Annotated in this window: 21 protein-coding genes and 1 pseudogene; 11 read left to right on the top strand and 11 right to left on the bottom strand. The window is 72.6% G+C overall.

Features of this window, described 5'->3' with window-relative positions; translation table 11 throughout:
- Positions 1 to 6 precede the first annotated feature (6 nt).
- The 3 genes from AC1Z4A_RS31295 (at position 7) to AC1Z4A_RS31285 (ending at position 7641) form a co-directional block, all read left to right on the top strand.
- Positions 7 to 3723 carry an amino acid adenylation domain-containing protein gene (locus AC1Z4A_RS31295; protein WP_483683254.1) on the top strand — a complete coding sequence of 1239 codons (3717 nt, stop codon included), beginning with the start codon at positions 7 to 9 and terminating at the stop codon, positions 3721 to 3723.
- The gene (locus AC1Z4A_RS31290; RefSeq protein WP_483683253.1) at positions 3720 to 6347 is read left to right on the top strand and encodes a condensation domain-containing protein; all 2628 of its coding nucleotides are present in this window, start codon (positions 3720 to 3722) and stop codon (positions 6345 to 6347) included. The genes AC1Z4A_RS31295 and AC1Z4A_RS31290 overlap by 4 nt, the downstream gene beginning before the upstream one ends.
- Before the next feature lie 181 nt (positions 6348 to 6528).
- Entirely contained in the window at positions 6529 to 7641 is a 1113-nt protein-coding gene (locus AC1Z4A_RS31285) for an alpha/beta hydrolase (RefSeq protein ID WP_483683252.1), read from the top strand.
- Positions 7642 to 7683: 42 nt separating this feature from the next.
- On the opposite strand, the gene AC1Z4A_RS31280 is transcribed toward AC1Z4A_RS31285, so the two are convergent.
- The 3 genes from AC1Z4A_RS31280 to AC1Z4A_RS31270 all read right to left on the bottom strand — a co-directional run bounded on the left by AC1Z4A_RS31280 (position 7684) and on the right by AC1Z4A_RS31270 (position 10650).
- On the bottom strand, positions 7684 to 8541 hold the full coding sequence (locus AC1Z4A_RS31280; protein ID WP_483683251.1) for a geranyl diphosphate 2-C-methyltransferase: 858 nt from the start codon (positions 8539 to 8541) through the stop codon (positions 7684 to 7686).
- Positions 8542 to 8630: 89 nt separating this feature from the next.
- The gene (locus AC1Z4A_RS31275; RefSeq protein WP_483683250.1) at positions 8631 to 9857 is read right to left on the bottom strand and encodes a family 2 encapsulin nanocompartment cargo protein terpene cyclase; all 1227 of its coding nucleotides are present in this window, start codon (positions 9855 to 9857) and stop codon (positions 8631 to 8633) included.
- A 253-nt stretch (positions 9858 to 10110) separates the two neighbouring features.
- Positions 10111 to 10650: a hypothetical protein gene (locus tag AC1Z4A_RS31270; RefSeq protein ID WP_483683249.1), complete on the bottom strand. Its 540-nt coding sequence runs from the start codon at positions 10648 to 10650 to the stop codon at positions 10111 to 10113.
- A gap of 169 nt (positions 10651 to 10819) precedes the next feature.
- Between AC1Z4A_RS31270 and AC1Z4A_RS31265 the strand changes: the two genes are divergently transcribed.
- The 3 genes from AC1Z4A_RS31265 (at position 10820) to AC1Z4A_RS31255 (ending at position 15173) form a co-directional block, all read left to right on the top strand.
- On the top strand, positions 10820 to 11605 hold the full coding sequence (locus AC1Z4A_RS31265; RefSeq protein WP_483683248.1) for a nucleotidyltransferase domain-containing protein: 786 nt from the start codon (positions 10820 to 10822) through the stop codon (positions 11603 to 11605).
- A gap of 156 nt (positions 11606 to 11761) precedes the next feature.
- Positions 11762 to 13132, top strand: coding sequence for a cytochrome P450 (locus tag AC1Z4A_RS31260; protein ID WP_483683247.1), 1371 nt, complete (start codon positions 11762 to 11764; stop codon positions 13130 to 13132).
- Between the two features lie 55 nt (positions 13133 to 13187).
- Entirely contained in the window at positions 13188 to 15173 is a 1986-nt protein-coding gene (locus AC1Z4A_RS31255) for a hypothetical protein (RefSeq protein WP_483683246.1), read from the top strand.
- Here AC1Z4A_RS31255 and AC1Z4A_RS31250 read toward each other — a convergent pair.
- From AC1Z4A_RS31250 to AC1Z4A_RS31240, 3 genes and pseudogenes are all read right to left on the bottom strand, one after another.
- Positions 15139 to 16041 carry an alpha/beta fold hydrolase gene (locus AC1Z4A_RS31250; RefSeq protein ID WP_483683245.1) on the bottom strand — a complete coding sequence of 301 codons (903 nt, stop codon included), beginning with the start codon at positions 16039 to 16041 and terminating at the stop codon, positions 15139 to 15141. The genes AC1Z4A_RS31255 and AC1Z4A_RS31250 overlap by 35 nt on opposite strands.
- A gap of 139 nt (positions 16042 to 16180) precedes the next feature.
- Positions 16181 to 16285: pseudogene (locus AC1Z4A_RS31245) on the bottom strand (PadR family transcriptional regulator); the annotation flags it as partial.
- A gap of 24 nt (positions 16286 to 16309) precedes the next feature.
- Entirely contained in the window at positions 16310 to 16969 is a 660-nt protein-coding gene (locus AC1Z4A_RS31240; protein ID WP_483683244.1) for a zinc ribbon domain-containing protein, read from the bottom strand.
- Between the two features lie 579 nt (positions 16970 to 17548).
- Here AC1Z4A_RS31240 and AC1Z4A_RS31235 point away from each other — a divergent pair.
- Together AC1Z4A_RS31235 and AC1Z4A_RS31230 are read left to right on the top strand one after the other, a co-directional pair.
- Positions 17549 to 18013 carry an NUDIX domain-containing protein gene (locus AC1Z4A_RS31235; RefSeq protein WP_483683243.1) on the top strand — a complete coding sequence of 155 codons (465 nt, stop codon included), beginning with the start codon at positions 17549 to 17551 and terminating at the stop codon, positions 18011 to 18013.
- Entirely contained in the window at positions 18010 to 20025 is a 2016-nt protein-coding gene (locus AC1Z4A_RS31230) for an ABC transporter ATP-binding protein (RefSeq protein ID WP_483683242.1), read from the top strand. The genes AC1Z4A_RS31235 and AC1Z4A_RS31230 overlap by 4 nt, the downstream gene beginning before the upstream one ends.
- Positions 20026 to 20089: 64 nt before the next feature.
- Here the strand turns inward: AC1Z4A_RS31230 and AC1Z4A_RS31225 are convergent, their stop codons facing one another.
- The gene (locus tag AC1Z4A_RS31225; RefSeq protein WP_483683241.1) at positions 20090 to 21151 is read right to left on the bottom strand and encodes an MsnO8 family LLM class oxidoreductase; all 1062 of its coding nucleotides are present in this window, start codon (positions 21149 to 21151) and stop codon (positions 20090 to 20092) included.
- Between the two features lie 88 nt (positions 21152 to 21239).
- Between AC1Z4A_RS31225 and AC1Z4A_RS31220 the strand changes: the two genes are divergently transcribed.
- Together AC1Z4A_RS31220 and AC1Z4A_RS31215 are read left to right on the top strand one after the other, a co-directional pair.
- Complete coding sequence (locus AC1Z4A_RS31220; RefSeq protein ID WP_483683240.1) at positions 21240 to 22106, top strand: SAM-dependent methyltransferase; 867 nt, start codon at positions 21240 to 21242, stop codon at positions 22104 to 22106.
- An 83-nt stretch (positions 22107 to 22189) separates the two neighbouring features.
- Complete coding sequence (locus AC1Z4A_RS31215; protein ID WP_483683239.1) at positions 22190 to 22717, top strand: hypothetical protein; 528 nt, start codon at positions 22190 to 22192, stop codon at positions 22715 to 22717.
- A gap of 42 nt (positions 22718 to 22759) precedes the next feature.
- Here AC1Z4A_RS31215 and AC1Z4A_RS31210 read toward each other — a convergent pair whose 3' ends face one another.
- Both AC1Z4A_RS31210 and AC1Z4A_RS31205 read right to left on the bottom strand, forming a co-directional pair.
- Complete coding sequence (locus AC1Z4A_RS31210) at positions 22760 to 23305, bottom strand: N-acetyltransferase family protein (RefSeq protein ID WP_483683238.1); 546 nt, start codon at positions 23303 to 23305, stop codon at positions 22760 to 22762.
- A 134-nt stretch (positions 23306 to 23439) separates the two neighbouring features.
- On the bottom strand, positions 23440 to 24087 hold the full coding sequence (locus tag AC1Z4A_RS31205; RefSeq protein ID WP_483683237.1) for a transglycosylase SLT domain-containing protein: 648 nt from the start codon (positions 24085 to 24087) through the stop codon (positions 23440 to 23442).
- Positions 24088 to 24464: 377 nt separating this feature from the next.
- Between AC1Z4A_RS31205 and AC1Z4A_RS31200 the strand changes: the two genes are divergently transcribed.
- Positions 24465 to 24701, top strand: coding sequence for a hypothetical protein (locus AC1Z4A_RS31200; RefSeq protein ID WP_483683236.1), 237 nt, complete (start codon positions 24465 to 24467; stop codon positions 24699 to 24701).
- A 46-nt stretch (positions 24702 to 24747) separates the two neighbouring features.
- Here AC1Z4A_RS31200 and AC1Z4A_RS31195 read toward each other — a convergent pair whose 3' ends face one another.
- Complete coding sequence (locus tag AC1Z4A_RS31195; protein ID WP_483683785.1) at positions 24748 to 25671, bottom strand: GNAT family N-acetyltransferase; 924 nt, start codon at positions 25669 to 25671, stop codon at positions 24748 to 24750.
- Between the two features lie 219 nt (positions 25672 to 25890).
- Positions 25891 to 26463: a GNAT family N-acetyltransferase gene (locus AC1Z4A_RS31190; protein ID WP_483683235.1), complete on the bottom strand. Its 573-nt coding sequence runs from the start codon at positions 26461 to 26463 to the stop codon at positions 25891 to 25893.
- Between the last annotated feature and the right edge of the window lie 63 nt (positions 26464 to 26526).

Here is a 26526-nt window from a genome sequence, read left to right as displayed (position 1 = left end):
GGGATCATGACCACTGCACCGAACATTCCCGCTCTCTCCGTCGCCCGCGGCGGCACGGCCACCGCCCACGGCTGGGACGACGTCCTGGCCCGGTACGCGGAGCACGTGCGGCTCGCCCCGTCCGCTCCCGCCGTCGAGGACGGCGAACTGAGCTGGACCTACGCCGAACTGGACGCCCTGGCCGACCGCACCGCCGACGCGCTGCGCGACCGCGTGCGGCCCGGCGACCTGGTCGGCGTATGCCTCGACCGCTCCGTCGCCCTGGTCGCCACGGCCGTCGCACTGGCCCGCCTGGGCGCCGTCTACCTCCCGCTCGGCCCGCGGCCCGGGGAGCGACGGCTCGCCGCGGTGACGGACGGGCTGCGCGTCACCTGCCTCGTCGGCGCCGCCGACACGCTGCCCGCCACCTGCGCGGGCGGCGAGCTACGGCCGCTGCCCCTGCCCCCGGCCGGTGCGAACGCGGTCCCACAGGCCGTGGCCGCGTTCCCCGCGGCGCCTGCGGAGGCCGGGCGGCCCGCCGTGCCGGAGGGCACGTTCTACGCGGTCCTCACGTCCGGGTCGACCGGGGTGCCCAAGGCCGTGGCGGTGGCCGGGACGGCACTCGCCGCGCGGCTGCGCTGGTACGGGGCCCGCACCGGCTGCGGCCCCGGGGAACGGCACAGCCTGCTGGTCGGCGTCTCCTTCGACCCGCATGTGCTGGAGCTGTGGACGGCCCTGACCTCGGGGGCGGCACTGAGTGTCGCCCCGGACTCCGTGCGCTGGGACCCGGAGACGCTGACCGGCTGGTGGCGGCGGGCGGGCGTGACCGTCGCCATCCTGCCCACCCCGCTGGCCGAGCTGGTCCTCGAACGCCCCTGGCCGAGGCTGCCGGCACTGCGCCACCTCAGCATCGGCGGCGACCGGCTGCGCCGCCGGCCCGGCAAGGACGTCACCGCGCGAGTGGACAACGCCTACGGGCCCGCCGAGGCGGCCGTGGTCGCCACCTCGCACGCGATGCGGGAAGACGCAGATACCGGTACTCCCCCGCCGATCGGCACGCCCGCGGACGGCACCGTCGTCTGCGTCACCGATCCCGCCGGGCGAGTGGTGCCGCGCGGCGAGCCGGGCGAGCTGCGGATCGGCGGGGCGGGGCTGGCGACCGGCTACCTGGACGAGGCGCTGACCGCGCGCCGCTTCGTACCGGCGCCGCCGGAGGTCACCGGCACCGACCGCGTCTACCGGACCGGCGACCGGGTGCTGATGCGGCCGGACGGGGTCCTGGAGTTCCTCGGCCGGCTGGACGGCCAGGTGAAGGTGCGCGGCGCCCGCATCGAACCGGGCGAGACCGAGGCGGCGTTCGAAGAGGACCCGCGCGTGCTGCGGGCGGTCGTCGCGGCGGACGCCTCCGACGGCGGGGAGACCCGCCTGGTCGCGTTCGTCCGGCCCGCCCCCGGCCCGGAGGCCCCGCCCCCGGCCGTGCTGCTGGACGCGGTGCGCGCCCGGCTGCCCGAGCAGGCGGTTCCGGCGGCGGTCCGGTACGTGGCCGGCTTCCCGCTGGACGCCAACGGCAAGGTGGACCGCGCGGCGCTGCTGGCCGGGCACCGGCAGCAGGCCGCCGCCCCCGCGCCGGGCGGCCGCGGGGGCGGCGGCACGGAGCAGCTGGTCGTCGAGCTGTGCCGTGGCGTGCTCGGCCGGCCCGAGGTCGGCCCGGCCGACAACTTCGTCTCCAGCGGCGGCAATTCCCTCGCCGCGGCACGCCTTCTGGCGGCCCTGGAGGAGCGCTTCGGCGTGCGGCTGAAGGCTCCCCAGATGCTGCGGCAGCCCGATCTGCGCGCCCTGGCCGCGCTCGTGGACTCCCGGCGGGAGAGCCAGGACGCGGTGAGCCGGGACGCGACCGGCGCGCCCGGGCGCACGGAGCCGGGCGGCGTCCTGGGCCGGGTGGTCCGCCGCGCCGGGTCGTGCCCCTCGGCCCTCGCGGTCCGGGACGGCGATCTGACGCTGACCTACGGCGAACTGACCGCCGCCGCCCGCAGGCTGGCCGGTGTGCTGCGTGCCCGGGGCGTCGGGCCCGGCACCGCGGTGGGCGTGCTGCTGCCGCACTCGGCGGGCGTCGTCGTGGCCCAGCTCGCCGTCTGGTGGGCGGGCGGGCACTATGTGCCGCTGGACGCCGGCTACCCCCGCGCCCGTACGGAGGCGATGCTGGCCGACGCCGGGGTCGCCCTGACCGTGGGCACGAAGGACCTGCTGGAGGCCGCGGGTATACCCGGCGGGCGGGCGATGGCCCTGTCCACGGCCGGGGTGGCCGAGGACGGCACGGAGGCCGTGCCGGAGGACCGCCTCCCGGCGCCGTGCGCGTACGACCCCGGCGCGCTCGCCTACGTGATGTACACCTCCGGGTCCACGGGCCGCCCCAAGGCCGTGGGCATCACCCAGCGCGGGGTGGCGGGGCTGACCACGGCACCGGACTATCTGACCGTCACCGAGCGGGACCGGGTGCTCTTCCACTCGCCCCTGGCCTTCGACGCGGCCCCGTTCGAGGTGTGGGTGGCCCTGGCCAACGGGGCGGCCCTGGCGGTCTCCACCGCGGGCCTGCAGTCGCCGGCGGGCCTGGCGCGGGACGTCGAGCGGCTGGGCGCGACGGTGGCGATGTTCACCACCGCGCTCTTCCACCACCTCGCCGCGCGCCAGTCGCCGGTCTTCGGCGTCCTGCGCAGCGTGATCACCGGTGGCGAGGCCCTGTCGGCGCGGCACGCGCGGGCCGTGCTGCGCGCCCACCCCTGGCTGGAGCTGGTCAACGGCTACGGGCCGACGGAGGCCACCACGTTCGCCACCGCCCACCGGGTGCGCGAGGCCGACTGCGACGGCCCGCCGCCCATCGGCCGTCCGGTGGCCGGGGCGACGGCGCTCGTCCTGGACGAGCACGGCGGGGCCGTGCCGGCCGGTGTCCGCGGCGAGCTGTGGATCGGCGGGCCCCGCCTCGCGGCGGGCTACCTCGGACAGCCCGGGCTCACCGCGGAACGCTTCGCCGACCGCCCCTCGGCGGGCAGGCTCTACCGCACCGGCGACCTGGTCTCGGCCCGCCCGGACGGCACGCTGGACTTCCACGGCCGCGTCGACGACCAGATCAAGGTCCGCGGCTTCCGCATCGAGCCCGGTGAGATCGAACACGCCGTGCGAACGCACCCGGACGTGGCCGACGCCGCCGTCACCGTGGTGCGGACCGGTGCCGACGACGCGCGCCTGACCGCCTTCGTCGTGCCCCGGGACGGCAGCCCGGCCGGGCACCCCACCGCGGAGGAGCTGCGGGACCACCTGTCCGCCCGGCTGCCCGCGCACCTGCTGCCCAACGCATGGTCCGTCGTGGGCGAGCTGCCCCTGACGGCCAACGGCAAGGTCGACCGCCGCGCCCTCGCCGACCGCACGCCTCCGCCGGCCGGGGACCGGGAGCAGCCGCCCGTACGGTCGCGGCTGACCCCGATCCAGCAGGTGGTGGCCGCCGCCTGGAGCCGGGCGCTGGAGTGCCCGGTCGCCGACGCGGAGGCCGGCTTCCTCGCCCTGGGCGGGCACTCCCTGCTGGCCCTGGGCATCGTGGACGACCTGCGCGAGGACGTGGGCGTGGAGCTGTCCCTGGCCGCGTTCTTCTCCGCGCCGACCGTGGCCGGGCAGGCCGGGCTGATCGAGCAGGCGCTGGAAGGCGCGTACGGGGCGGAGGCGGCTCCGGAGGCCGAGGGAGAGGGCCGATGAGCACGGACACGGCCTCCGGCGCCGCCCGCCAGGAGGCGCTGCTGCGGCTCGCCCGGCGCCGCAGCGCCGACACCCGTACCCGGCAGGCCGGCTCGGCCCCCGCGGAGGCGGCGGGCGCGCCCGGCGCCGCGCCGCTCTCGCACGCGCAGCACCGGATGTGGCTGATGGACCGCCTCGGCCAGGACGGCGCGCTGTACAACGTGCCGTTCGCGACCCGGGTGCGCGGCCCGTTCGACGCAGACGCGTTCGGCCGGGCCCTGACGGCGCTGGTGGCCCGCCACGAAGTGCTGCGCACCCGCTACCGCCGGAGCGGGGGCGAGCCGTTCCAGGAGGTCACCCCGGCACGGCGGGTGCCGGTGCGGACCGTCGAGGCCGGCGGGGACGCGGCGCGGCGGCTGCTGGCGGAGGAGGCGGCGCGCCCCTTCGACCTGGCCGCCGGTCCGGTGCTGCGGGCGCTGCTGGTGCGGCACGCCCCGGACGACCACACCGTTTTGCTGACGTTCCATCACATCGCAATGGACGGCGGCTCCCTGGAGCTGTTCGCCCGCGAACTCGCCGACCGCTACCGGTCGGCACGCGAGGGCCGCGACGCACAACCGGGCCGCGCCGCGCCCCGGTACGCGGACTTCGCCCGCCGGGAGCGGGCCGCGTCGGAGGCGCTCGAGGCGGGGCTGGCGTACTGGACGGAACGGCTTGCGCACGCCCGCCCCGTTGCCCTGCCCGGGGGCGCCGCGGAGCCGGGGCGCCGGGGCGAGGGCCGGATCCTGTCCGTGCCGCTGGCGCCCGGGACCGTGGAGGGTCTTCGGGCGACGGGCCGCGCGCACCGGGCGACGCTGTTCACGGTGGTGCTCGCCGCGGCGTTCGGCACCCTGCGGGAGGCGACCGGCGAGGACGACCTCGTGATCGGCTGCGCCAGCAGCCACCGCGACACGGCGGGGGGCCGCGAGCTGGTCGGCCTCTGCGTCAACACCCTCCCGATCCGGCCGGACCTGTCCGGGGCCGGGGACTTCGCGACGCTGCTGGCGCGGGTGCGGGACGCGCTGCTCGAGGCGCAGCAGCACCGCCACGTCCCCTTCGACCTGATGGTGGAGCGGCTGGGCGCCGCCGCCCGCGACGGCAGCGGCAACTCGCTGATCGGCGTCACCGCCGACGTGCTGGGGCAGCCCGCCGCGCTGGAGCTGGCGGGGGCGGTGTGCGAGCCCGTCGACGTACCGCTGGGAACGGCCAAGTTCGGGCTCGGCCTCTACCTGGAGGAGGGGACGAAGGGCTCCGGTCCGCGCTGTCTGGTGCAGTACGACCGGGCCCGGCTCGGCGAGGAGACGGCCCGGGGGCTGCTGGCGGGCTTCGCGGAGCTGCTCGGCGCGGCGGCGGTGGACGCGCGGCACCCGCTCTCCGCCGGAGGCCGGAGCAGGGCACGGGCCTCGGCGCCGGAAGCCGCGCCGGACGACGTACCGCTCGGCGCTTCCGCGCCCGCCGTGACGGAGGTGTTCGGCGAGCTGCTGGGCGAACGCCCGGGCCCGGACGGCGACTTCTTCCTCCTGGGCGGGCACTCCCTGCTGGCCGTCCGGGTGGCCGACCGGCTCCGGGAGCGGCTGCGCGTGCCGCTGACGGGCCTGGACGTGCTGGAGCACCGTACCCCGCGGGCGCTCGGGGCCCTGCTGGACGAGCGCGCACGGCAGCGGACGACGGCCGCCCGGGGCACGTCGGCCGCGGCGGCCGGGCCGACGCGGCGGGGCACGGTCCTGGTGACCGGCGGGACGGGCGGGGTCGGCGCCTTCGTGCTGCGGGAGCTGGCCGCCCGGGGACGTCCGGTGCGGGCGCTCGTGCGGCCGGAGTCCGCGCACGTTCTGGCGGCCGACGGAGTCGAGGTGGTGGAGGGCGACCTGGCCGACCCGGACAGTCTGCGCGCGGCGGCCGACGGCGTGGACTGCATCGTCCACGCCGCCTGCACCTTCACCTCCCCGGAGGTGGACGTCGCGGCGATGCGGGCCCTGCTGGACGGCTGGCGGCGCGGCTCGTTCGTGTTCGTCAGCAGCGTGGACGCCTACGGCAGGCCGTCGGTGGCCGACGTGGGCGAGGGCACGCCCTCCGAGGAGCCGCTCAGCGCCTACGGGCGGGCGAAGCTGACCTGCGAGCGGATGCTGTGGGAGGCCGCCGGTACGGCCGGGCGGGGCGGGGCGAGCGCGCTCCGCGCCCCCATCGTCTGGGGGGCGCACGCGCGCCTGCGGGATCAGCTCCGCTGGGGGGCGACCGGGGCCCTCTTCCAGGCCGCCAGGGCCGGGGAGCCGGTCGTGCTGCCCCCGGCGGGCGCCGCGGGCGCCGGCGACGCGTGGTGCGGTGCGCCGTGGGTGCATGCCGCCGCCCTGGCCCGGGCCGTGGCGGCCTGTGCCGAGCGGCCGGTGCACGGCCCGGTGAACGCCGTGGGCGGGCATGTCGGCTGGGCCGAGTTCGCCGCGGAGCTGATCCGGCTGCTGGGCGGCACCGGTGGGATCCGCCCGGCGCCCGAGCCGGGACCGGGCCTGCTCCACCGCCACCGGTACCGCTCCGTGGCGCTGGCCGGGGAGCTGGCCGAGCGGCCGGGCGAGGACTGGCGCTCGGTGATCGCCGCGATGCTGAACCTCTGAGCGCTCAGTTACCGACCGGAAGACTCCGGTGAAAGCCGGAAGACGCCGGTGAGAAACGTCCGGGCCGCCGGGACATCGTCCCGGCGGCCCGGACTGCATTGCCGTGCACCCGCCCTGCAGAACGAGGGACCACCGCTGGATGTCACGGTCCGAACACATACGTGAGACGATCATATGGAGGATGCCGCTCCACGAGGGGCAGATCGCGATGACGCACCCACCTGCCGGGACGTACGAGTCCCGGGGCCGACGCCGTGCATCGCGCGCCCGGCGATGGCTCATCGTCGCGGTGTGCGCAGCCGCCCTCGGCCTGATCGCCTGGCCGGTCATGAGCTACTTCGAGATTCCTCCGTTCACCGATAAGGGCGAACCCGTCACCTATGGCGACCACAGCTCCGTGGGCCAGCAGGCCGGGAACTCCCAGACCCTGATGCCCACCGGCCCCTGGGCCGACTTCAAGAACAGCAGCACCCTGGACGACGGGACCCACATCAGCGTCGTGACCCTGGAGGGCAGGAAGAGCGGCTTCACGGGCAAGGTGTGGGTCTGGGCGCCCAAGGAGTACGACGACCCGAAGTACGCCAAGAGCGGCTTCCCCGTCCTCATCGCCCTCCCCGGCGGCCCCGGCTTCCCGAACAACTACTGGTTCGACGACACCAACCTCAAGCTGGAGTCGTCGGTCGCCAAGTGGGCCGAGGAAGGCAAGAGCAAACCGTTCCTGCTGGCCATGCCGGTCCTCAACCCCAAGACCGACGAGGGCGGGATCTACTGGGACGGCAGCGACATCCCCGGCCAGCCCAGGATGGGCACCTGGCTGACCGAGGACGTCCCGGACCTGATGAAGGCCAACTTCCGCACGATCAAGTCGCGCGACGGCTGGGCGTTCATGGGCTCGTCCACCGGCGGCTTCGCGGGCCTGAAGGCCGTGCTGAAAGACCCGGAGAAGTTCAAGGCCGTCATCGCCTCCGGCCCCGACATAGTCCCCGACTCGCCCCTGTGGAGGGGACACGAGAAGGAGAAGGCGGAGAACAACCCCGAACTGCTCTCCAGGCAGCTCATCGCCGCCGGGGGCCCCGACGTCTACATCGCCTTCCAGTACGGCACGCGCGAGGGCAGCGTGAAGGGGAAAGTCGACAGATACATCGCCACCTACGGCAACAGGGGCCCCATCCACACCCATCTCCAGGTCATCGAGGGCGGCAAGCACGACGCCAGGACCTATGTGAAGGGCATGGACATGAGCAGCATCGAGTGGATCAGCGACCGGATGGCGGGCCCCACGCCGTCCTCCTGACGCACCGGGCCCGGCACGTCAGGAGGTCCCGGACCCGGCGGGTCAGACCCGGTCGGCGGCGATGAGCAGGTACTGGAAGCTGCCGTCCTTGTACGCGGTCAGGAACGCCTTCTCGATGCCGGTGGCGAGGGGCGACTGGGCGCGCAGCTCCCAGTACGGGATCGTGGCCTCGGTGAGGTCCACCACGGCGGCCGGGACGAGACGGTTGCGGGCCATCTCCTTGAAGTAGCTGCTGCGCGGGTGGATGTCGCAGATGTAGTGGGCGTTGATCTCGCTGACGGCCCTGGACGGCAGCCCGTAGCTGTCGTTGTAGCAGCCGGTGATGGTCACGTACCGGCCGCCGTGCCTGAGCATGCGGGCGTACTCCGGGAACAGCTGGGACAGGTCCACGTACATGGTGCTCTCGTTGTTCCAGATGGCCCGGAAGCGGGCCGTCTCGAATCCGGTGTCGAGCATGTTCTTCAGGTGGAAGCGCACCTTGCCGGCCACGCCCCGCTTGTCGGCCTGCTCGTTGGCGAAGGCGACCTGGGTCTCGGAGATGGAGATGCCGTCGACGTGGCAGCCGAACCGCTGGTTGGCGACGAGGCTGCTGCCGCCGCGGCCCGATCCGGAGTCGAGGAGGCGGTCGTCGGGGGCGATGGGCCCGAGGTGGTTCAGCAGCACGTCGGCCTGGGCGCACTCCAGGCGGTGCAGCTCGGCGGTGATCCGCTCGTCCCGGGTCTCCTCGGGTCCCTCGAGCACCGACCAGTCGACGTCGCCGACCCCGTAGTGGTGGTGGTAGATGCCGTCCACCTCGCCGAGGCGGAGGTTGACGGGGTTCTTCTCGCGGTTCCAGTAGTCGGCGACGGAGCGCTGGTAGGCGCTGGCGAGGAACGGGGCAGAGGTTGCCTGGATGGTCACCGTGTCTCCTCTTTCGGCAAGGCGATAACTGATAGGGACTGAGGGACTGACAGGGGTTTCACCGGGTGTTCATCGGGATTCACCGGTGTTCATTCGGTCGGTGTGCCGTTGTAGCGGGGGCTGGTGGCGTGCCACTCCTTGCTGCCGCCCATCCAGGCCCACAGCCCGGCCAGATAGCGCCTCAGCTCCGGGGAGCCGGCCGCGCTCAGGGCGGCGCACTCGGCTTCCACGGTGTGCATCAGCTCGTCGTGGATGCACGCAGCGCGGTCGACGGCCTCCTGGAGCGAGCAGTTGTCCTCGGAGGCGATGAGGTTGGGGAGGTTGGTGTCGGTGGGGTCTTCCTTGGTCATCGAGTACAGGTCGTTGAGCAGCACGTTGGCCGTTCCGGCGTACAGGTACGTCCGGCGCACCCGCGCGTCGGCGAACTCCGCGGCCGGGAGTTCGTAGCCGCCGACCGGGTCGACGAGGACCATGCAGGGGTAGAAGGCGTTCTCGTAGCGGTGCAGCATGTACTCCCACACCGCGGGGCGCCGCCCGGAACTGCGCCACTCCCCTTCCTGGTTGTAGCCCACGAACATCACGGCCAGCTCGTGGCGCAGCCGGGCCACCTGGGTGGGGCTGGCGATCAGGGCCAGGTGGTCGAGGCACGAGCGGAACGCGCGCAGGACGGGCTCCTTGCGGACGACGTCCTCGAACTGCGCCAGGTAGCGGGCGGGGAGCCGGACGGGGTCGACCACGGCGTGGGCGAGGGCCAGGCGCGAGCCGATCAGCTCGGGTGAGGTGTCCTCGCCCTCGTCGACCCAGTGGTCGTCCACGGCCCACTCGGCGAGCCCGCACCGGGCGGCGGTCAGGATGCGCTCGGGGTCGTCGGTGTCGGGGTGGGCGAGCATGAACAGCCGCCCGAAGTTGTGCGACCGCAGCCGCTCCAGGCGGCCCTGGAAGATCCCGGTCTCCTCGGCCCACTCGACGAGCCGCTCGTTGACCTCCTCGCCGAGGGCCGGGTCGTCACGCTCGGCATCGGGGCAGTAGAGCGGCGGCACGCGGACGGACGAGCCGTCGGCGGGTCCGTCGTCCGCGGCCTGCGCGGGGGCGGATCCGGCGGGATCCGGGGCGGCCTGCGGTCCGTCGGCCCCGGCCGGGCTGCCGGCGGTACGGAACAGCCGGGCCGCCGACGTGCCCAGCCCGGTGGGCCCGGCGAGGAGACACCGCAGCGCCTCCGCCACGGCCGGTGCCGCGTCACCGACCGCGGGATCGTACGGGCGGGGGGCACTCTGCGTACCCGCCCCGAGCGGGGAAGCACCGTTGGGCTGGGGCATCCGGGGGTCCCTTCGCTGTGCACCTGACCAGGCCGTGCAGCAGCGTGACGGATGGACGGGCTTCGGCACAGCAAGAGCGGTGCATGTTCATCCGTAGGTAGTTGCGTGTGTTTATACGGATGCCCCGTGGTGCAGATACGACAGAAGGAGCGGCGCGGCCGAGGGAGCGGGCGCGGGCGCGCCCCGGCAGGTCCAGCCGCGTCGTGGCGTCGCCGTCACTCTCCCGAGCGCGGCGAGGTTCCCGTTTCCACCCTCACAGCCAGCTGATCCGGGCGTTGGTGACGTTCTCCTCGGCGGGAGGCCGGGCCAGTTCCCCCTTGGCCACGCCGTCGAACAGCTTGCGCACGGCCTCGATGATGTCGGGGACCGCCCGTCGCAGGTCGGCGGCGTCATCCGGCCCGACATCGCTCGCCGCCACGCCGGCCTCCGCCAGCAGCGCGTCCAGATCCGCCAGCCGCTCCGCCACCCACTTCAGGGGTGCCGCGGACAGTTCTTCCGTGAAGACGCGCCCGCCCGGCTCCCAGCCGTCGAACCGCGGGTGATGATGGGCCCGGTCCAGGCTCCCGACCGGGCCGGACACCGACTCCAGCAGGTCGGCCCGCCAGATGGGACGGTCGATGACGATGGGCCGTGACGTGTAGATGCTGCCGGGCGAGGTGCCCCGCTCGAGCATCCGGACCTCCAGCCGAACACCTCGTTCGGCGCCCTCCTGTCCGGGAAGGGGGTCGGGGTCCACGAAAAACAGGTCGCTCGCCGCCACACCGATGCGATCGAATCCAAACGTGTACAGCATGTGTCCTCCCAGGACCTTCCGCCGGGCTCCGGCCACCAGAGTGCGCGGCAGCCCCTGGGGACGCCAGACGGCCGGACAAGAATGCGTCACGCAACGTCGCTGCCCCGGCCCCTGCTCGACGCGTCTGCAAAGCCTGTCCTCCACTGCACCTTCACACGATCGGATCCTCATGCCCGACAACACGACCGACGACGTGCCCGACGACACGACCGACGCCATATTTCTCGGCCACATCGCCGACCGGCTCGCCGCGCTGCCCGCAGTGCGCGCCGTCGCCCTCGGCGGTTCGCGTGCCCAGGGCACCTGGACCCCGGACAGCGACTGGGATCTGGCGCTGTACTACCAGGGCGGCTTCGACCCGGACGACCTGCGTGCCGTCGGCTGGGAGGGCGAGGTCTCCGGCATCGGCGGCTGGGGCGGCGGCGTCTTCAACGGGGGAGCCTGGTTCACCGTCGGCGGCCGCCGCGTCGACGTCCACTACCGCGACCTCGACGTGGTCGAACACGAACTCGCCGAGTCCCGGCAGGGCCGCTTCCACTGGGAACCGCTGATGTTCCACCTCGCAGGCATCCCCAGCTATCTGGTGGTCGCCGAACTCGCCCTCAACAAGGTGCTGCGCGGCACCCTGCCCCGCCCCGAGTACCCGGCGAAGCTGCGCGAGACGGCCCCGCCGATGTGGCGAGGCCGTGCGGCCATGACGCTGCAGTACGCCAAGGCCGCGTACGTCGGGCGCGGCCAGGCCACCGAGGTTGCGGGTGCGCTGGCCACCGCCGCCCTCCAGACGTCGCACGCGGTGCTGGCGGCACGCGGCGAGTGGGTCACCAACGAGAAGCGCCTCCGCCGGCAGGCCGGCCTGAGCGGCGTCGACGCGATCATGGCCGGGCTGCGACCGGAGCCCGAGGCCCTGGCGCAGGCGGTCGCGGCAGCAGAGAAGTTGTTCGAAGCCGCATCCTGAGCAGCGCGGAAAGCAGCACTCCGCGGCGTGCGCTCTCGGCAGACGCTCATGCCGGTGCAGTTTCGTGCCCTGTCCATGAATTCTCACTACGGCCCGATGCTCCGGTACGCCGGGCCTGTGGGGATTCGGGCAGGGTCGCCGCGGAAGGAAGTCCGCGTGAGCAGTCGTGTGTCGGTACCGCCGGTGCCCGGGTCCCTGCCGTTGCTCGGGCATGTCCTGTCCTTGGTCCGCGATCCCCCGGGTTTCGTCTCGTCCCTCCCCGCCCACGGCGATCTGGTGCGGCTGGATCTCGGGTCGCGTCCGCTGGTGGTCGTGTGTGATCCCGTCCTGACCCGGCAGGTCCTTCTGGACGACCGCACGTTCGACAGAGGCGGGCCGCTGTTCGAGCAGGCCCGTGAGGTACTGGGTGACGGTCTCGGTACCTGCCCGCACAGTCGGCACCGACGCCAGCGACGCCTGTGCCAGCCGTCCTTCCACCCGAACCGGCTCCCCGCCTACGCGGCGGTGATGGAGGAGTCGGCCGAAGCCGCAGCCGGGAGCTGGCACGACGGCCGGACCATCGACGTGACCCGTGAGATGACGACGCTGACGGCGAGGGTCGCGCTGAGGACGATGTGCGCCACTTCCCTGGGACCTGCCGAACTGAACCGCGCCGTCGCCGACCTGGAGACCATTGTGGCGGGCGTGTTCCGGCGGATGGTCACGCCGGCGTTCCTCGGCCGGGCCCCCCTCCCCGCCAACCGTCGCTACGACCGGGCACGGTCACGGCTGCGCAGCACCGTCGACGACGTCATCGCCGCACGGCGCGGCGACGACACCGATCACGGCGATCTGCTCTCCTCCCTCCTGCGTGCCGTCGACTCCGGCAGCGAGGACGGCCCCGGCCGGACCCTGACCGACACGGAACTCGCCGACCAGGCCATGACCTTCTTCGCAGCAGGGACCGAGACGTCGGCGACCACCGTGTCGTGGGCGCTGTACCTGCTGGCCCGGCATCCGCGCGCCGAGGCGGCCGTCCACGAGGAGGTGGACCACGTCCTGGGCGGCAAGCCCGCCTCGTACGCGCACCTGCCCGCGCTCGAGGAAACCGGCCGGGTGGTCACCGAGACCCTGCGCCTGTGCTCGCCCGCGTGGCTGATGACCCGCACGGTCACGAAGGACACCGAACTCGGCGGCTTCCACCTCCCGGCGGGCACTGTGCTCGTCTACAGCCCCTACCTCATCCACCGCCGGGCCGACCTCTACGAGGATCCCGATCGCTTCGATCCCGGCCGCTGGTGCGGTGCACCGCCCGACCCGGCGTTCTTCCTGCCGTTCGCCTCGGGCGCCCACAAGTGCATCGGCGACCGGTTCGCGATGGCCCACACCACCCTCACCCTCGCCACCCTCACCTCCCGCTGGCGCTTCACCCTCCTGTCCGACCGCCCGGTCCGGGCCGCCAGGAAACCCATCATGGCTCCCGGCCAACTCCGCATGCGCCTCGCCGCCCGCCACCCGGCGGAGGCGGGAGGCCCGTCCGGGTCATGACAGCGGGCCAAGCCGCCGCGCAACACCCGGTTCCGACAAGGAAAAGGCAGTTCCCATGTCATCGCTTCTGAGCCTGCGCCCCGACCCCCACACCATCGGCTGCCGACGGCTGATGGGCGACGTCCCGGTGGACGTGTGGGATGCCGCCGCCTGCGGTCTGCTGGGCACCGGCTGTGCAGAACTCCTGGAACCTCTCGGCAACGAGATCCACCGCCAACCCGAACCCGCGGCCCCCGTCCACCTGGTCCGGGAGCCGTCCTACGTGCCGTACGAATCGCCCCGCATGCCGACCTGCGCCACGGGAGACAGGCTGGCCCGCAGGGTCCTGGACACGGCCTTCGGCCGCGAATTCGCCGCAGGCGTGCTGTCCAGCCCCCTCGGCGCGACGGCCCTGGTCGTGGAGGCGACGATCCGCAGCCGGTTGTGGGCCCCGCAGCGGGAGCGGCTGGCGGCCCTGCAGGCCGTCGCGCCCCGCAAGGGCGGTGAGGTGGACCGCATCCTGGACGAGTACTGCACCCGGAGGGCCGACTGTCCGCGGCACGCGGTGCCGCTGGCGGTGCGGGACTTCATCCTGCTCTGGTTCACCGCATGCCTCATCCGTGGCGACATCCGCACCCTCGACGCCTGCGGCTCGGCCTCCTGCCTGATGACGGCCACGGACTACGTCGACGCTCCCGACGATGCCGGCGGCGGCAGCCATCAGGTGTACATCGAGGCCGCCAGCGAAGGTCTCGCCTGCCTGGGGGGTGCGGCCGCCGCGCAGGGGCTGCGGGACGTGGTGGTGGTCAACGCCGTCATCAAGAACCGGGAGGCCCTGGCGGTCATGGCCGATGCCGTGCGCGACCCGCAGGACTTCATCCGGGCGGCGGGCGGGCCGGTGTCGCCCCACGAGTTCCTGCGGGCCCGGTGGTGGGACGGCGGACTCGTCCCCTACTACCGCTGGCCGCTGGCCACTGCCCCCTATCAGCACCTCACCGACGGCCTGGGCACCTACAGGCCGGCCGACCGGTGCGGTCGCATCAAGCGGGCGCTCGACAGCGTCATCCGCTACGACGAGATCCCCGACATCGTCGCGGACTCGGCGAACGGGGAGTCCTTCAACGAAGTGCTGCTGGCCCTGGCCGGCGGGGGCGGCCGGGCGGTCCTCGGCTACGGCGACGCCGTCGCCCGCGTCACCGACGACGCCCTCGACTGCGGCTGCGGAGACGTCGGCCACGAGGAGGCCGCCGAAATGGCCATGGGGGCCTGCCTGTTCTACCTCCTGACCCCGCGCTTCATGGTCAGGCGGCAACTGGCCGCCTTCACCGCCGCCGGGGACGCGACCGCCCTGGCCTACGCCCGGCCTCCCGCCGGCTCACGGCTCCGTGCCCCCGCCCGTACCGTCCTCGCCGACGGCAACGTCCTGCACTCGCCCCAGTGGACGCCCCTGTGGAGCGCCCCTCCCGGCGTGGACGACGCTCCGCAGGCGCAGGCCGCCGAACTCGCCCGGCGCATCGTGCGACGGACGCTGCCGGGCCCTTCCGGCTCATGCGCCGACGGAACGGAGCAGACCTGCCGCGCCCTTGCCGAGTCGGTGCTGCTGGACTGCGACGGCCTCGACGACCCGGCGGCTCTCCGCGCCCTGTCCGCACGCTGGGGCCGCCTCTTCGAGTCGGCCCTCGCAGACCGAGGGGAGGATCCGGCCTGTCTGCCGCACATCGTCCGGCTGCGCGAACTGATCGGCCGCATCTGGCAGGACTGTGTCGTGGGCCATGACGGAAGCCGGCCCCTCCCCTCCGACCACGTCGACGAGCAGCTGGTCATGGACGTCAACCACTCCCTCGTCCGCAGCTACGCCCTCCCTCCCGCAGCGGGGTGGGCCGTCAGGCGCGCCTTCCTCGGCGTGGCCACCGGCGCCGTCGAACTCGGCGGGCTCAACCCCTACGGCCGTCTGGCCGACGGGGCCGCCGGGTTCCTCCTGGCCCTGCCCGACGACCCGGACGCCGCCGGCCGGGACTCGCCGCAGGTCAGCTGCCGAGCGGGGGCTCCTCGGCGCGTTTGACCAGGTCCGCGATCAGCGTGGCGATCCTGGACCACAGTTCTCGGGGGATGTTGTGGCCCAGGCCGTCGATGACGACCAGTTCGGCGCCGGGGACGGCCGCGGCGGTGGCCCGACCGCCGCTGACGTCGCACATGACGTCGTCGGCACCGTGGATCACCAGAGTGGGCACCTTGAGGGACCGCAGGCGTGCCGTGCGGTCTCCCGAGGCCACGCAGGCCACGGCCTGGCGCACCATGCCCAGGCGGTCGTGGCCCCGGTCGTAGGCGCGTCCGGCCCGGTCGGCCGCCCCGGCCTCGTCGAACTCGAATCCGGGGGAGCCGATCGCCCGGATGGCCCGGACGTACCACTCGACGTAGCTCGGGCGGTCCTCCGGCTGCGGCCCGATCCCGGCCAGTACGGTGAGGTCGGCCTGGCCCACGGCGCGGTCACCGGTGGTGGACATCATCGAGGTCAGCGACCGGACCCGGTCGGGATGCTCGACGGCGATCGTCTGGGCGATCATGCCGCCCATCGAAGCCCCGACCATGTGGGCGCTCTTGAGCCCGAGGGCGTCCAGCAGGCCGACGGTGTCGGCGGCCATGTCCGACAGCGTGTAGGACACCGACGAGAAGTCACCGGCCAGCGCGGCCTGGAGGTCGGGCATCGGTGCGTCGTGCATGTGTGACGACCGGCCGCTGTCGCGGTTGTCGAAGCGGATCACCTGCAGGCCGCGGCCGACCAGTTCGGCACAGAACCCCTCGTGCCAGTGGATCATCTGTGCTCCGCCGCCCATCAGCAGCAGCACCGGCGGCGCCCCGGGGGCACCGAAGCGCTCGTAGGCCACCTCGACAGCTGACGGGCCGACATTCAGAGCCTTCTTCTCGCTCACCGTCGCACCATCTCCTCGCTCGAAGGGAGGCGTGATGCATACCCGGCTTTGGCGTGCAATCACCGCCCGCCATCGGCCAACGGCGGGTGCACGGAGCGGAGACGGGGCGTCCGGTGGTGCATCCGCCTTCTGGTGATGCTCAGCGGCGGGTGCGGGCGGACTGCCGCTCCCGCAGTACCGCGATCGCGCGCTCGCACCAGTCCCGGTTGCCCTGCTCGAAGGCCAGGCCGCGCATGCACGTCAGTTCCTCAAGTCCTCCGGGCCGGTCTCAGCACCGCTTTCCGCACTCCGGGCAGAAGGCCGCCCCCTCGGGCAGCTGCGCCCGGCAGCCGGTGCATGCTGTGTGCCGGCCCAGCTCGACGCCGCAGCCCGGGCAGAACCGGCCGCCGTGCGTCTCGGCGCGGCACTGGGGGCAGACCAGCTGGCGGGGGGTGCGTGCGTCGTACCCCTCGCTCCGGCGCCTGCCCTCGTCGTACGCGTCCTGGGACACCGCGTCGTTGAGGCCCCGCCGCTGGGCGGCCATCGCCTCGGCCGCGGTGTCCGGGGCGCAGTGGAAGCAGAGGCCCTCGCCGGGGTTCCAGCAGCGGCCGCACACATAGGAGGCGCAGCGCGCACAGCGGTTGAAGTGGCCCTGGGCGGCGGAGACGGCGCGCTGGAAGGAGGCGTCGCGGGCGCCGCCCCAGCCGGAGCCGGCCAGCCCGTCGGCGGCGCTGGATATCCCGGTGCCCACGCTGCCGAGCAGGCCCGAGGCCGAGCTGATGCCCCGGTTGAGCCAGCCGGCGAGGCGGCCGCCGCGGTAGGGCTCGAAGGGCGTACGCCAGGTGTCGAGGCAGCGTGAGCAGTGGAACTCGAACTGGAAACCGGCTTCCGTGCCGTGCCGTTCGCACATGTCCCGGTAGTTGTTGGCGAAGTAGATCTCCGTGCTCACCGCACGCCCCCTGTTGGCTTGTTGCCCGTGTCGAGTAGCCGAAGTGTGGCACAGCGGGATCCCGTCCGCGGTCACCGCGCCGGTGGCCCACGAGGAGTCGTCTTCGTCACATTCCGTACTGCTTCCGTGCTGCGCAGGAGGGGTTGTCCCGATACGCGGCGGGCGCCGTGTCGGCGATCACCCGGCCGTCTGCAAAGCCGTCGTCCCCGCCGCCCCGGAGAGGGCCGGGCGAGGGGCCGCGGCCTGCCGTTTCCATGAGCAACACAAGTCCCGGATCGGGTGAGCGGCCACGGCCGGGTGAATCGCACACCGGACGCCGGGCCGCCCGCCCCGTGATTGCGGGCCGATTGACGCCTTCTCGAATTCCCGCACGACAGAACGCCCTTGAGAGGCCGTGACGACCCCCATCGGGGGTCGTTTTTCCGATCACTCGTCCGATCCGGCCCGTCAACAAGGAGGAGCAGTGCATCACCGCCACGACCGTCACCGGACCGCCACGGAGGCGCCCTTGCCGTTCGAATGTCCCCTGCCGGCCTCGCCCCGCCCGGACCGCGGCACGGCCCCGGAGAGGAAGCCCTCATGAGCAGTGCGCACGAGCCCTACGCCTGCCCGGTCGACGTGACGATCCTCCTGCATCGCAGCGACGGCCGCGTCCTGCTCGTCCGCCGCCCCGGGCATCCCTCGGCCCTGCTCGCCGCGCCGGGCGGGGCCCTGCGGCAGGGCGAGCCGGTGACCGACCGGGCCGTACGCGAGATCCACCGGCATGCCGGGGTCGGTGTCGACCACCGTGACCTCGAGTTCTGCCACCTGACCCATCACCGCACCCCCGGCGGGACGACCCGGCTCGGGGTGGTGTTCACCGCCCAGCAGTGGACCGGCCACCCCCGCCCCCGGACGGCGGGCGGCCCCGGACTGGTGTGGGCCGACCCCGCCCGGCCGCCCGTCGGCTGTACGCCGCACGCGGCCTCGGTACTGGCCGAGTTCTGCGCCGGGGCACTGCTCTCCACTCACGGTTGGATCACGACGGCAGGAGGCACGGCATGAAGCCCCGACGCACCGGGACGGCCGCGGAACCGGAGACGGGCGAAGGATCCGAGTCGGAGCAGCTGCTGTTCGGCGGTCCGCTGCTGTACGACGCCCGGTGGGCCGAGCACCACAACGCGTTCTTCGCGATGTCCCTGTGGGCGATGGCGCTGCAGCTGCCCCGCCTGGTCGCCTTCACCGTGCGCCTGGCCGCGCGCGCCGACCGCCGTTCCCTGTGGACCGTCGGGGCCGGTGAGCTGATCCGCGGGGTCGGTCAGGCCATCGGTCTGATCGCGGTCAACAGCGTGCTGGCCACCGTGCTGTCGGCCGGCACGGTCCAGCACCGCGTGCAGGCCGCGATCCCCGCCATGATCGGCGTTGCCGTCACCGGCATCGTCGGTGCACTGGCCACGTCGGCCTCGACGTCGGGCACGGGCCGGCTGGAGCCGAAGGTCGAGCGGGTGGCCACCGAGATGTACCTCGCGCACGTCATCAGGGTCGAGCTGTCGGCGATCGAGGACGCCGACTTCAACCGCCTCATGGATTCCGCGCAGTACGGTGCCTCGGCGGCCCGGCGCATGGTCAGCGCGTGCACCGGGGTCGTCGGCTCCCTGGTGAGCTTCGTGGCGGCGGCAGGCGTGCTGACCGTCCTGCATCCCGTGCTGCTGCCGCTCCTCGTGCTGATGACCGTGCCCCGCTCGTGGGCGTCACTGCGCAATGCGCGGGCGCGCTACGCCAGTTACCTGCGGTGGATGCAGCACTCGCGGGCCGGGCGGCTGCTGACCCAGACCCTCATGCGCACCGGGCCCGCCCCGGAGATCCGCGTCCACGACGTCGGGCCGTTCCTGCTCGAGCACTTCCGCAGCATGTCGGAGGCGTCCGAGGCCGAGCAGTCCCGCCTGGCCGTGAGCCGCGCCCGCGTCCGGCTGGCCGCCTCCGCGCTGACCGGCATCGCCGCGGCCCTCACCTACGGCGCGCTCGGGGTATTGCTGGCCACCCGCGTGATGGCCCTGTCCGTGGCCGGCACCGCCGTGCTGGCCATCCGCACGGGAGGGCAGAGCCTGACCACCCTCGTCCTCCAGGTCAACAACCTCTACGAAGAGGCCTGTTACGTGCAGGACCTCGAACGACTCTTCCGCGAGGCGGCGCGGTACACCATCCCGGCGGGCGGCGTCCCCGTACCCGACGACCTGCCGCCGATCCGCTTCGAGAACGTCACCTTCCACTACCCCGCCGACGGCGAGGACGCCCGGGAGGCGGGGCGGCCCGCGCTGAACGACGTGACCCTCGACATCCCGGTGGGCAAGATCGTGGCGCTGGTCGGGGAGAACGGCTCCGGGAAGACGACGGTCTCCAAACTCCTGGCGGGCCTGTACCAGCCGGACAGCGGCAGCATCCGCTGGGGCCGCGTCGACGCCCGCGACCTGGACCGCGCCCAGCTGTGGTCGAGGATCGCGATGGTCGGCCAGGACTTCCACCGCTGGCCGTTCACCTGCCGGATGAACGTCGCCATCGGCCGGCCGCAGCACCCGCTCGACGATCCGAAGGCGCTGGAGGAGGCGGCGGCCCAGGCGGGCGCCGACAAGGTCGTGGCCGGGCTGCCGCGCGGCTGGGACACCCTGCTCTCCAAGGGCTACAAGGGCGGGCACCAGATCTCCGGCGGCCAGTGGCAGCGCCTGGGCATCGCCCGCGCACGCTACCGCGACGCCGACGTCCTCATCGTCGACGAACCCACCTCCGCCCTCGACGCGAAGGCCGAACTCGAGGTGTTCGACCAGATCCGCATGCTCGCCGACGGCGGGCAGACGGTCGTCCTCATCACGCACCGCCTGGCCTCCGTCCGGCACGCCGACCTCATCCACGTCCTCGAGAACGGCGAGGTCCGCGAGAGCGGCACCTTCGAGGAGCTGCTGGCCGTCCCCGGCGGCGCCTTCCGCACGCTGTACGAGATGCAGCGCGCCCAGTACCGGGAGGCGACGGTGCCCGTGCAGGGGGCGCCGGTCGTGACCGGGCAGCGGAGCGAGGCCCGGTGACGTGCGCCCCGGCGGGAAGCGGCGGTCCGCAGCGGCACCGGGACTCCCGCCCCGCCGGGGCACCTCACACCGACGCGCGCGGGGCCGGGCCGGCTGCCAGGCGCGCCAGGCGCCGGTAGGAATCCAGGAGCGCGGCCCTGTCGTAGCTGTTCGTGGTGACCAGCACCTCGTCCGCCCCTGTCCGCTCCACCAGGGCACCGAGTTCCGCGGCAACCTGGTCCTCCGTGCCGTGGATGTGCCCGCGCAGTGCCGCCTCGTAGTAGCCGCGCTCGCGCTCGGTCATGGCCAGGGCCTCGATGTCCTCGGCGGGGGTGAGGGGCGGGAAGACTCCGCGCGTACGGGAGTAGGCTGCTGCCCAAGCCTCGGGGACCAACAGCCGCGCAGCCTCCTGGGCCGTCCCGGCGACGGCGACGTTGCCCGCGACGACGACGTAAGGCCGGTCCCACCAGGCTGAGGGCCGGAAGCCCTTCCGGTAACGCTCGATTGCAGCCGCCGTCGCGTCTGTTCCGTTCAGGCCGCCGATCACCAGGGCCGCGCCGGCCTCGGCCGCGATGTCCGCCCCGGCGTCGTTGGCCAGGACGAACACGGGGAGGCGCAGCCCTTCGGCGGGCCGGGCGTGCACCTGCGGGAACGCGGACGCCCCGGCCGCGAACCACTCCCCCAGCTCGGCGAGCCGGCCCTCGAAGTCCCCCATCGCCTCCTTCTCGGCGCCCAGCGCGCGGCGGATCCCGTCCGTGAAGCCGACGGACCGCCCCAGCCCCATGTCGATCCGCTCCGGGAAGAGCGCCTCCAGCACGCCGAACTGCTCCGCGACGACCAGCGTCCGGTGGTTCGGCAGCATCACCCCGCCCGTACCGACCCTGATCCGCGCGGTTGCGGCGGCCACGGCAGCGGCGAGCACGGTCGGCGCGGACCCGGCGACTCCGGGCACGCTGTGGTGCTCCGACACCCAGAACCGGTGATACCCCAGCGCCTCGGCCTCCTGCGCGAACCGCACGGTCTCGCGCAGCGCCTCGCCGGGATCGCGGCCCTGGCGGGTACGGGAACGGTCGAGGACGGACAGGGGCACGGGGATACGGGCGCTCACGCACACGCACAACACGGAGCAGGGGCGGGGAATTCCCATTGTCCCGGGCCTGCTTGCACCCGAGACTGGGAAGATCGAACCGATTTTTACAGGCGGGCGGAATTCACCTCACCACTGGGAGGCATGCGTGAGCGCAGATCAGCAATGGGACATCGTGTCGGGCGTCGGCATGACGGCATTGGCGGTGGCGGCCGCCCGAGCGGTCGAGACCAGCCGGCCCGACGCCCTGGCCAGGGACCCGTACGCGGTGCGCTTCGTCGAAGCGGCGCGGCCGGCGGTGAAGCTGCCCACCACCCAGGCCGAGGCGTCGGCTGTACGCCCGTACTGGCCGGACACCGCCGCATACGTTGCAGTGCGCACCCGGGCCTTCGACGACTTTTTCCGGGAGGCCGTCGAAACAGGCATCACGCAAGCCGTGCTGCTGGCATCAGGGCTGGACACCCGGGCCTTCCGGCTGCGCTGGCCCGAGCAGGCCGTGGTCTACGAGATCGACCAGCCCTTGGTGCTGGACTTCAAACTGCGCGTCCTGCGTGAGCACGGGGCGGTCGCGGATTGCGAACACCGGCCGGTGGGAGTCGACTTGAGGGACGACTGGGCTGCGGCGCTGGAAGCGGCCGGCTTCGACCGCACCCGGCCCACCGCCTGGCTCGCGGAGGGCCTGCTGCCTTACCTCCCGGCAGAGGCGGAGGAGGACTTGTTCCGGGAAATCCACCGGCTCTCCGCCCCCGGCAGTCGGCTTGCGGTGGAGACCATCGGCAACATAACGGCATCGCTGGACGAATCCGCAGTGGCCCACAGCGTTCGCACCATCGGCGTCGCCGTCACCACTCTGTTCCACACCGACCAGCGCCCCGCACCGGCGGGCCGCTTGTCGGACATGGGCTGGACCTCGCGCGACGTACCGGCCGCGGAGGCCGCCGCGGGCTACGGGCGTCGGCTGGCGCACTCGTTCACCGAGCGCGATGCGCGGTACGTCTTCGCGCACTTGCCGTAGACGGGCCGCCTTCCGCCCGGAAGGGACAGGCTCGGACAGCCTTTGTACAGTGATTCCCTTTCCACTGCTCAAGGGAAGACCAGTTGACCCCTTACTCGCTCGCGTTCTACATCGACGTCGTGACCACCGGCACGCTCCTCGGCCTGGAGCCGACGGCCGATCCCGATCAGGTCACCGCGGTCCTGGGGTCCGACTTCGCTGAGAACTCCCTCGACGACTGCACGATGTCGCGCGACTACGGACTGGTCGAATTCCACTGGATCCGGGATTCCCCCGATCAGCCATGGACGGGCCACCACTTCACCCTGCGCGTGCGAAGCCTCGCGTACTGGGGCGGATCCCTGGCCAACGCGACCCTCCGGGCCCGGTACGGACGGTTCGGCCGTCACCTGAGCTTCGAGAAGCTGCGGCGTCTGCTGGAGAAGCGCGGCACGCCGCTGGTGGAGGTCCCGGCCGTGCAAGGCAACGGCAATTACACCGCCGAGTACCGTCAGCCTCATTCGCTGGTGTCCGTTCCGGTCGTCCAGAGCCGTGAAGCCTGGACGACCCCGCCGTACACCGAGCGCATCGGCGACGTGTACGCCATCGTGTCGCCGATCGCCGCCGCGTAACCCCTGCCCATCGGGACCACCCCGCTGCTGGGCCTGCAACGATCAGAGCAGGGAGAGGTTCATCAGCACCTCGTCACGGGTGTCTCCGGGTGCCAGGCGGAGGGCTCCGGGCCAGCGGCCGACCTCGCGCCATCCGAGTCGCTCGTAGAAGCCCTCCAGCCCCTCGCCTCCCCGTGCCGCGAGGTGCAGCTGTTCAAGCTCCAGTTCGTCCCGGGCGATCCTCTCCAGCTCATGCACGAGGGCGGAGCCGACACCACGTCCGCGGTGGTCGGGGTGGGTCTGGAGGTGGTTGACCGTGCCCCAGTGTCCGATGAGCCGGTCGGGGGCGCGGTTGAGGACGACCCAGCCCGCCAGGTCTTCGCCGGACCTGGCGACGACGAGGCGGCTGTGCTGCGGGGCGAGGCAGCCGAGGAGCTTGTCCGCGACGGGCGCGACCTCGTCGTCCCGGACGGGCGGGAACGGGAAGCCGGCGGCGCCGCCCGAGTTGGTGACCGCAATCCAGCAGTCGATGAGCTGCCGCCGGAGTTCGGGGGTGACGTGGTGCGGAGCGGTTATCTGAGCGAGGCCGACCGTGTTTCCGTGTGACATGGCAAAGGATCATGCCAGCCGGGTCTGACATCGGCGTTGTGGCCGCGCCCACGGCATGTGGGGCGGGGCTTCTCGAGGAAGCCCCGCCCCACACGGCGGATGTATCAGTTGTTCCGGTTTCTGCCCCGGCTGTGTCAGTACGCGGAGTTGACGTTGTCCATGGAGCCGTACTTGTCGGCCGCGTACGCGCAGGACGCGGTGATGTTGGCGACCGGGTCGTAGATGTTCCAGGACGTGCCCTCGACGTGATACGCCTTGAACGTCGGGTCGATGATCTGCAGCAGACCCTTCGACGGGATACCCGCAGCAGCGTTGACATCCCAGTTGTTGATCGCGTTCGGGTTACCCGTCGACTCACGCATCACATTGCGCTTGATGCCCTCGTACGAAGCCGGGATGCCCTTGGCCTTCAGAATGTCCAGCGACTGCTGGATCCAGCCGTCCAGGTTGTCCGCGTACTGCTTGGGAGCCGGAGCGGCGGGCTTGAAGGCCTTGCGCTCCGTGGAGCGGCTGGCGCGCCCGGCATCCGTCTTCGCCTTCGCCTTCGCGGCGGCATCGGCCTTGGCCTGGGTGGCGGCGGCGTCGGTGGCCTTGGCCAGCTCGGCCTGCTGCGTCTCACCGAAAGCCTCCGCGTTCCACGCCACCGTCTTCACCGCAGTGCTGTGGTCGGCGGCCGACGCCTGCGGCACCACCGCAAACGCGACAGCGGCAGCACCAGCAGCAACAATGCCGGCAGCGGACAGCTTGTGGGTCTTGGGCAGAGCGGTATAAGCAGAGCGCATAACGGAGCAGGAACCTTCCCATCGCTTACGTCGCAGAGGCCGCCATTGGCGCAAAGAGAGCGCCGTTTCTCGGTCCACGGCGCCATGCGACTCCGCAATTGTTAGCGGCGGCGAAAGCCCCTGGCAAAGGTGTGACCTACGACCGAACGTCGTATCGAGGCCCCCACCAAACCCATCCCTAATGTCCGAATTGAGCCGATCCTGCACCCACGACCCGCCCTCGTAGGTGACCTGGCTCTCATGGGCGGGCTCACACCCAACCCCCTTCACCATCACTCACCGCAGGCACCGAATCACATGACGCGCACGCCTCATTTGCGCCTTGGATGCCCCGGAGGTTCGATGGGATGCGGACCGTCCGGGAGAAGGAGATCGCCATGTGCCCTTCCAGGACACCGGAGGCATCCGGAAACGGCTTTCCCGACGCCGAGCAGCGGGCAGCACAGGCCGAGGAGCTGAACAGGCTGACGCTCGAGCTGCGGATCGCCGAGCTGCGCGCCTGCCAGCAGCACGTGCCCGGGCTGGCCGAGCAGCGCCACCAGTTCCTCGACATCGACCCCGACCTGGCCGGGCGCAGCTATGCGGATGCGCCCGGAGGGGGCGGCCAACCCTGAGGAGCGGGGCCGGTGGCTACCGTGAGCCACGCCCCGCCACCCTCGGTCAGCCCCAGGTCATATTGATCTCGCGCTCGAAATTGACGTATCCGGCGCGCCGGAAGGCATTCGCCATGGGGACGTTGCCGAGATCCGTGGACGCCCGGATACGCGGAACCTCTTGCCGGGCGAGGACACGCGTGCCCTCGGCGAGGATGTCGTCGATGTAGCCCTTGCCGCGGTGCTCGGGGAGAACGCCGAGATAGGCGATGATCGGGTTGTAGTTGTTGCGCGCCGGGATCACGAACCCCACCGGCTCCCCTCCGGGCAGGGTTGCGATCCGCCACCAGTCCCTCGGGCTGGAGTAGCGCGCGAGTTCGTCCTCGTAGTGTCGGACCGCCGCTTCGCGCGCCGGCATCCGGGTGAGGTCGTCGCGGCTGTGTGCGTCGAACGTTCCGTCCAGCACCGTGGTCATGAGCGTCAGCAGCTCTTCGGCGTGCTGGACGGGCCGGAAGGCCAGGCGCCCGCTCGGCTCGGGGACCGGGGATTCCGGGCGCCACTCCAGGCGGAGCCGCTCGACGAACAGCCGGGCGCCGGTGCGTTCCAGTACCGTCATGCGGTCGTGGACGGCCTGCCTGTCGGCAGCGCTCTCGCGCCACCCGGGCGGGACGAAGCGGCTGTACTCGGGCGGACGGGATCCGTCCGGGACGACGGCGGCCGTCGCAGCGCGCAGGAGCCGCTCGCCGATATCCACGCGGTCGCGGTCCCGGAGACTGTCGTCGACATCCAGGATGTCCAGGAGGAATGGGGCGTCCGCTCCTGCGCGGCTCCACCAGGCAGCCCTGGCCAGCAGCCGGTCGCCCTGGAGGGCGACCCACATCCATTCCGGACGTCGGCGGCCGTCGGCGAGGTCGCTCGCCAGCTCCCCGTTGAGGACATAGGGAAGTCGGGAGAAAAGGTCGAGTTCTTCGCGTCCGGCGATCGGACGCATGGTCAGGTCGTTCGCATCGTTCGTATCGTTCGTATTCACGGTGAAGGCACGCTCCGGTTGAAGGCGCGCCCGTCCGCTCCGGGGTCAGATGCGGTACGGACCCCGGGAGGAGACAAGCGCGATGGTCTGGGTGGTCATGGCCTTGCCCCTCCTCTCTCTGTCGTGTGCCCCGGCCCTGGCGGCGTGGGTGCAGCGACAACATCTATCGAACCGGTACCCCTACCTGCAATCTTTTTTCGCCTTCTCGGCCGCCCGCCACTCCGGCGCGAGGACGGACCAGACCTCCATGTCGCACCGCTTCCCCCGGTACGGATAGCTCTCCCGCAGCACGCCTTCCTTCGACATCCCCAGCCGCCGGGCCACCGCGATGCTGGGCTCGTTGGCCGACGAGACGTGCCACTCCACTCGGTGGATGCCGCGCTCCTCGAAGGCCCAGTCGATGATCACGCGCGCGGCCCGGGTGACCAGCCCCCTGCCCACCGCCGACGGCTCCAGCCAGCACCCCGCCTCCGCGGTGCCGTTCGGGATGTCCATCGTCCGGAAGAGGACCCCGCCGACCAGCTTGCCGTCCGTCCAGATGCCGTGGATCCGGCCGGTGTCGGCCGCGGCCTTCTCCGCGTACGACCGGAGGTACGAGCGGCTCGACTCCAGGTCCGTGGCGTGGTCCGGCAGCGCGATGTGCTGTCCGATGAACTCCCGGCCCCGGTCGATGTGCTCCAGGAACTCCTCGGCCCGCCACGGCTCGAGCGGGCGCAGCTCGGCACCGTCGTCGCCCAGGGATATCGCGTACATAGTCACAGTCACCTTTCACAGCCGGAACCAGCGCATACAACCAAGTGATCCTCGCACGAGACG

Source organism: Streptomyces sp. 17_S59, from assembly GCF_056930295.1.
This window is presented reverse-complemented; position numbering and strand designations above follow the sequence as displayed.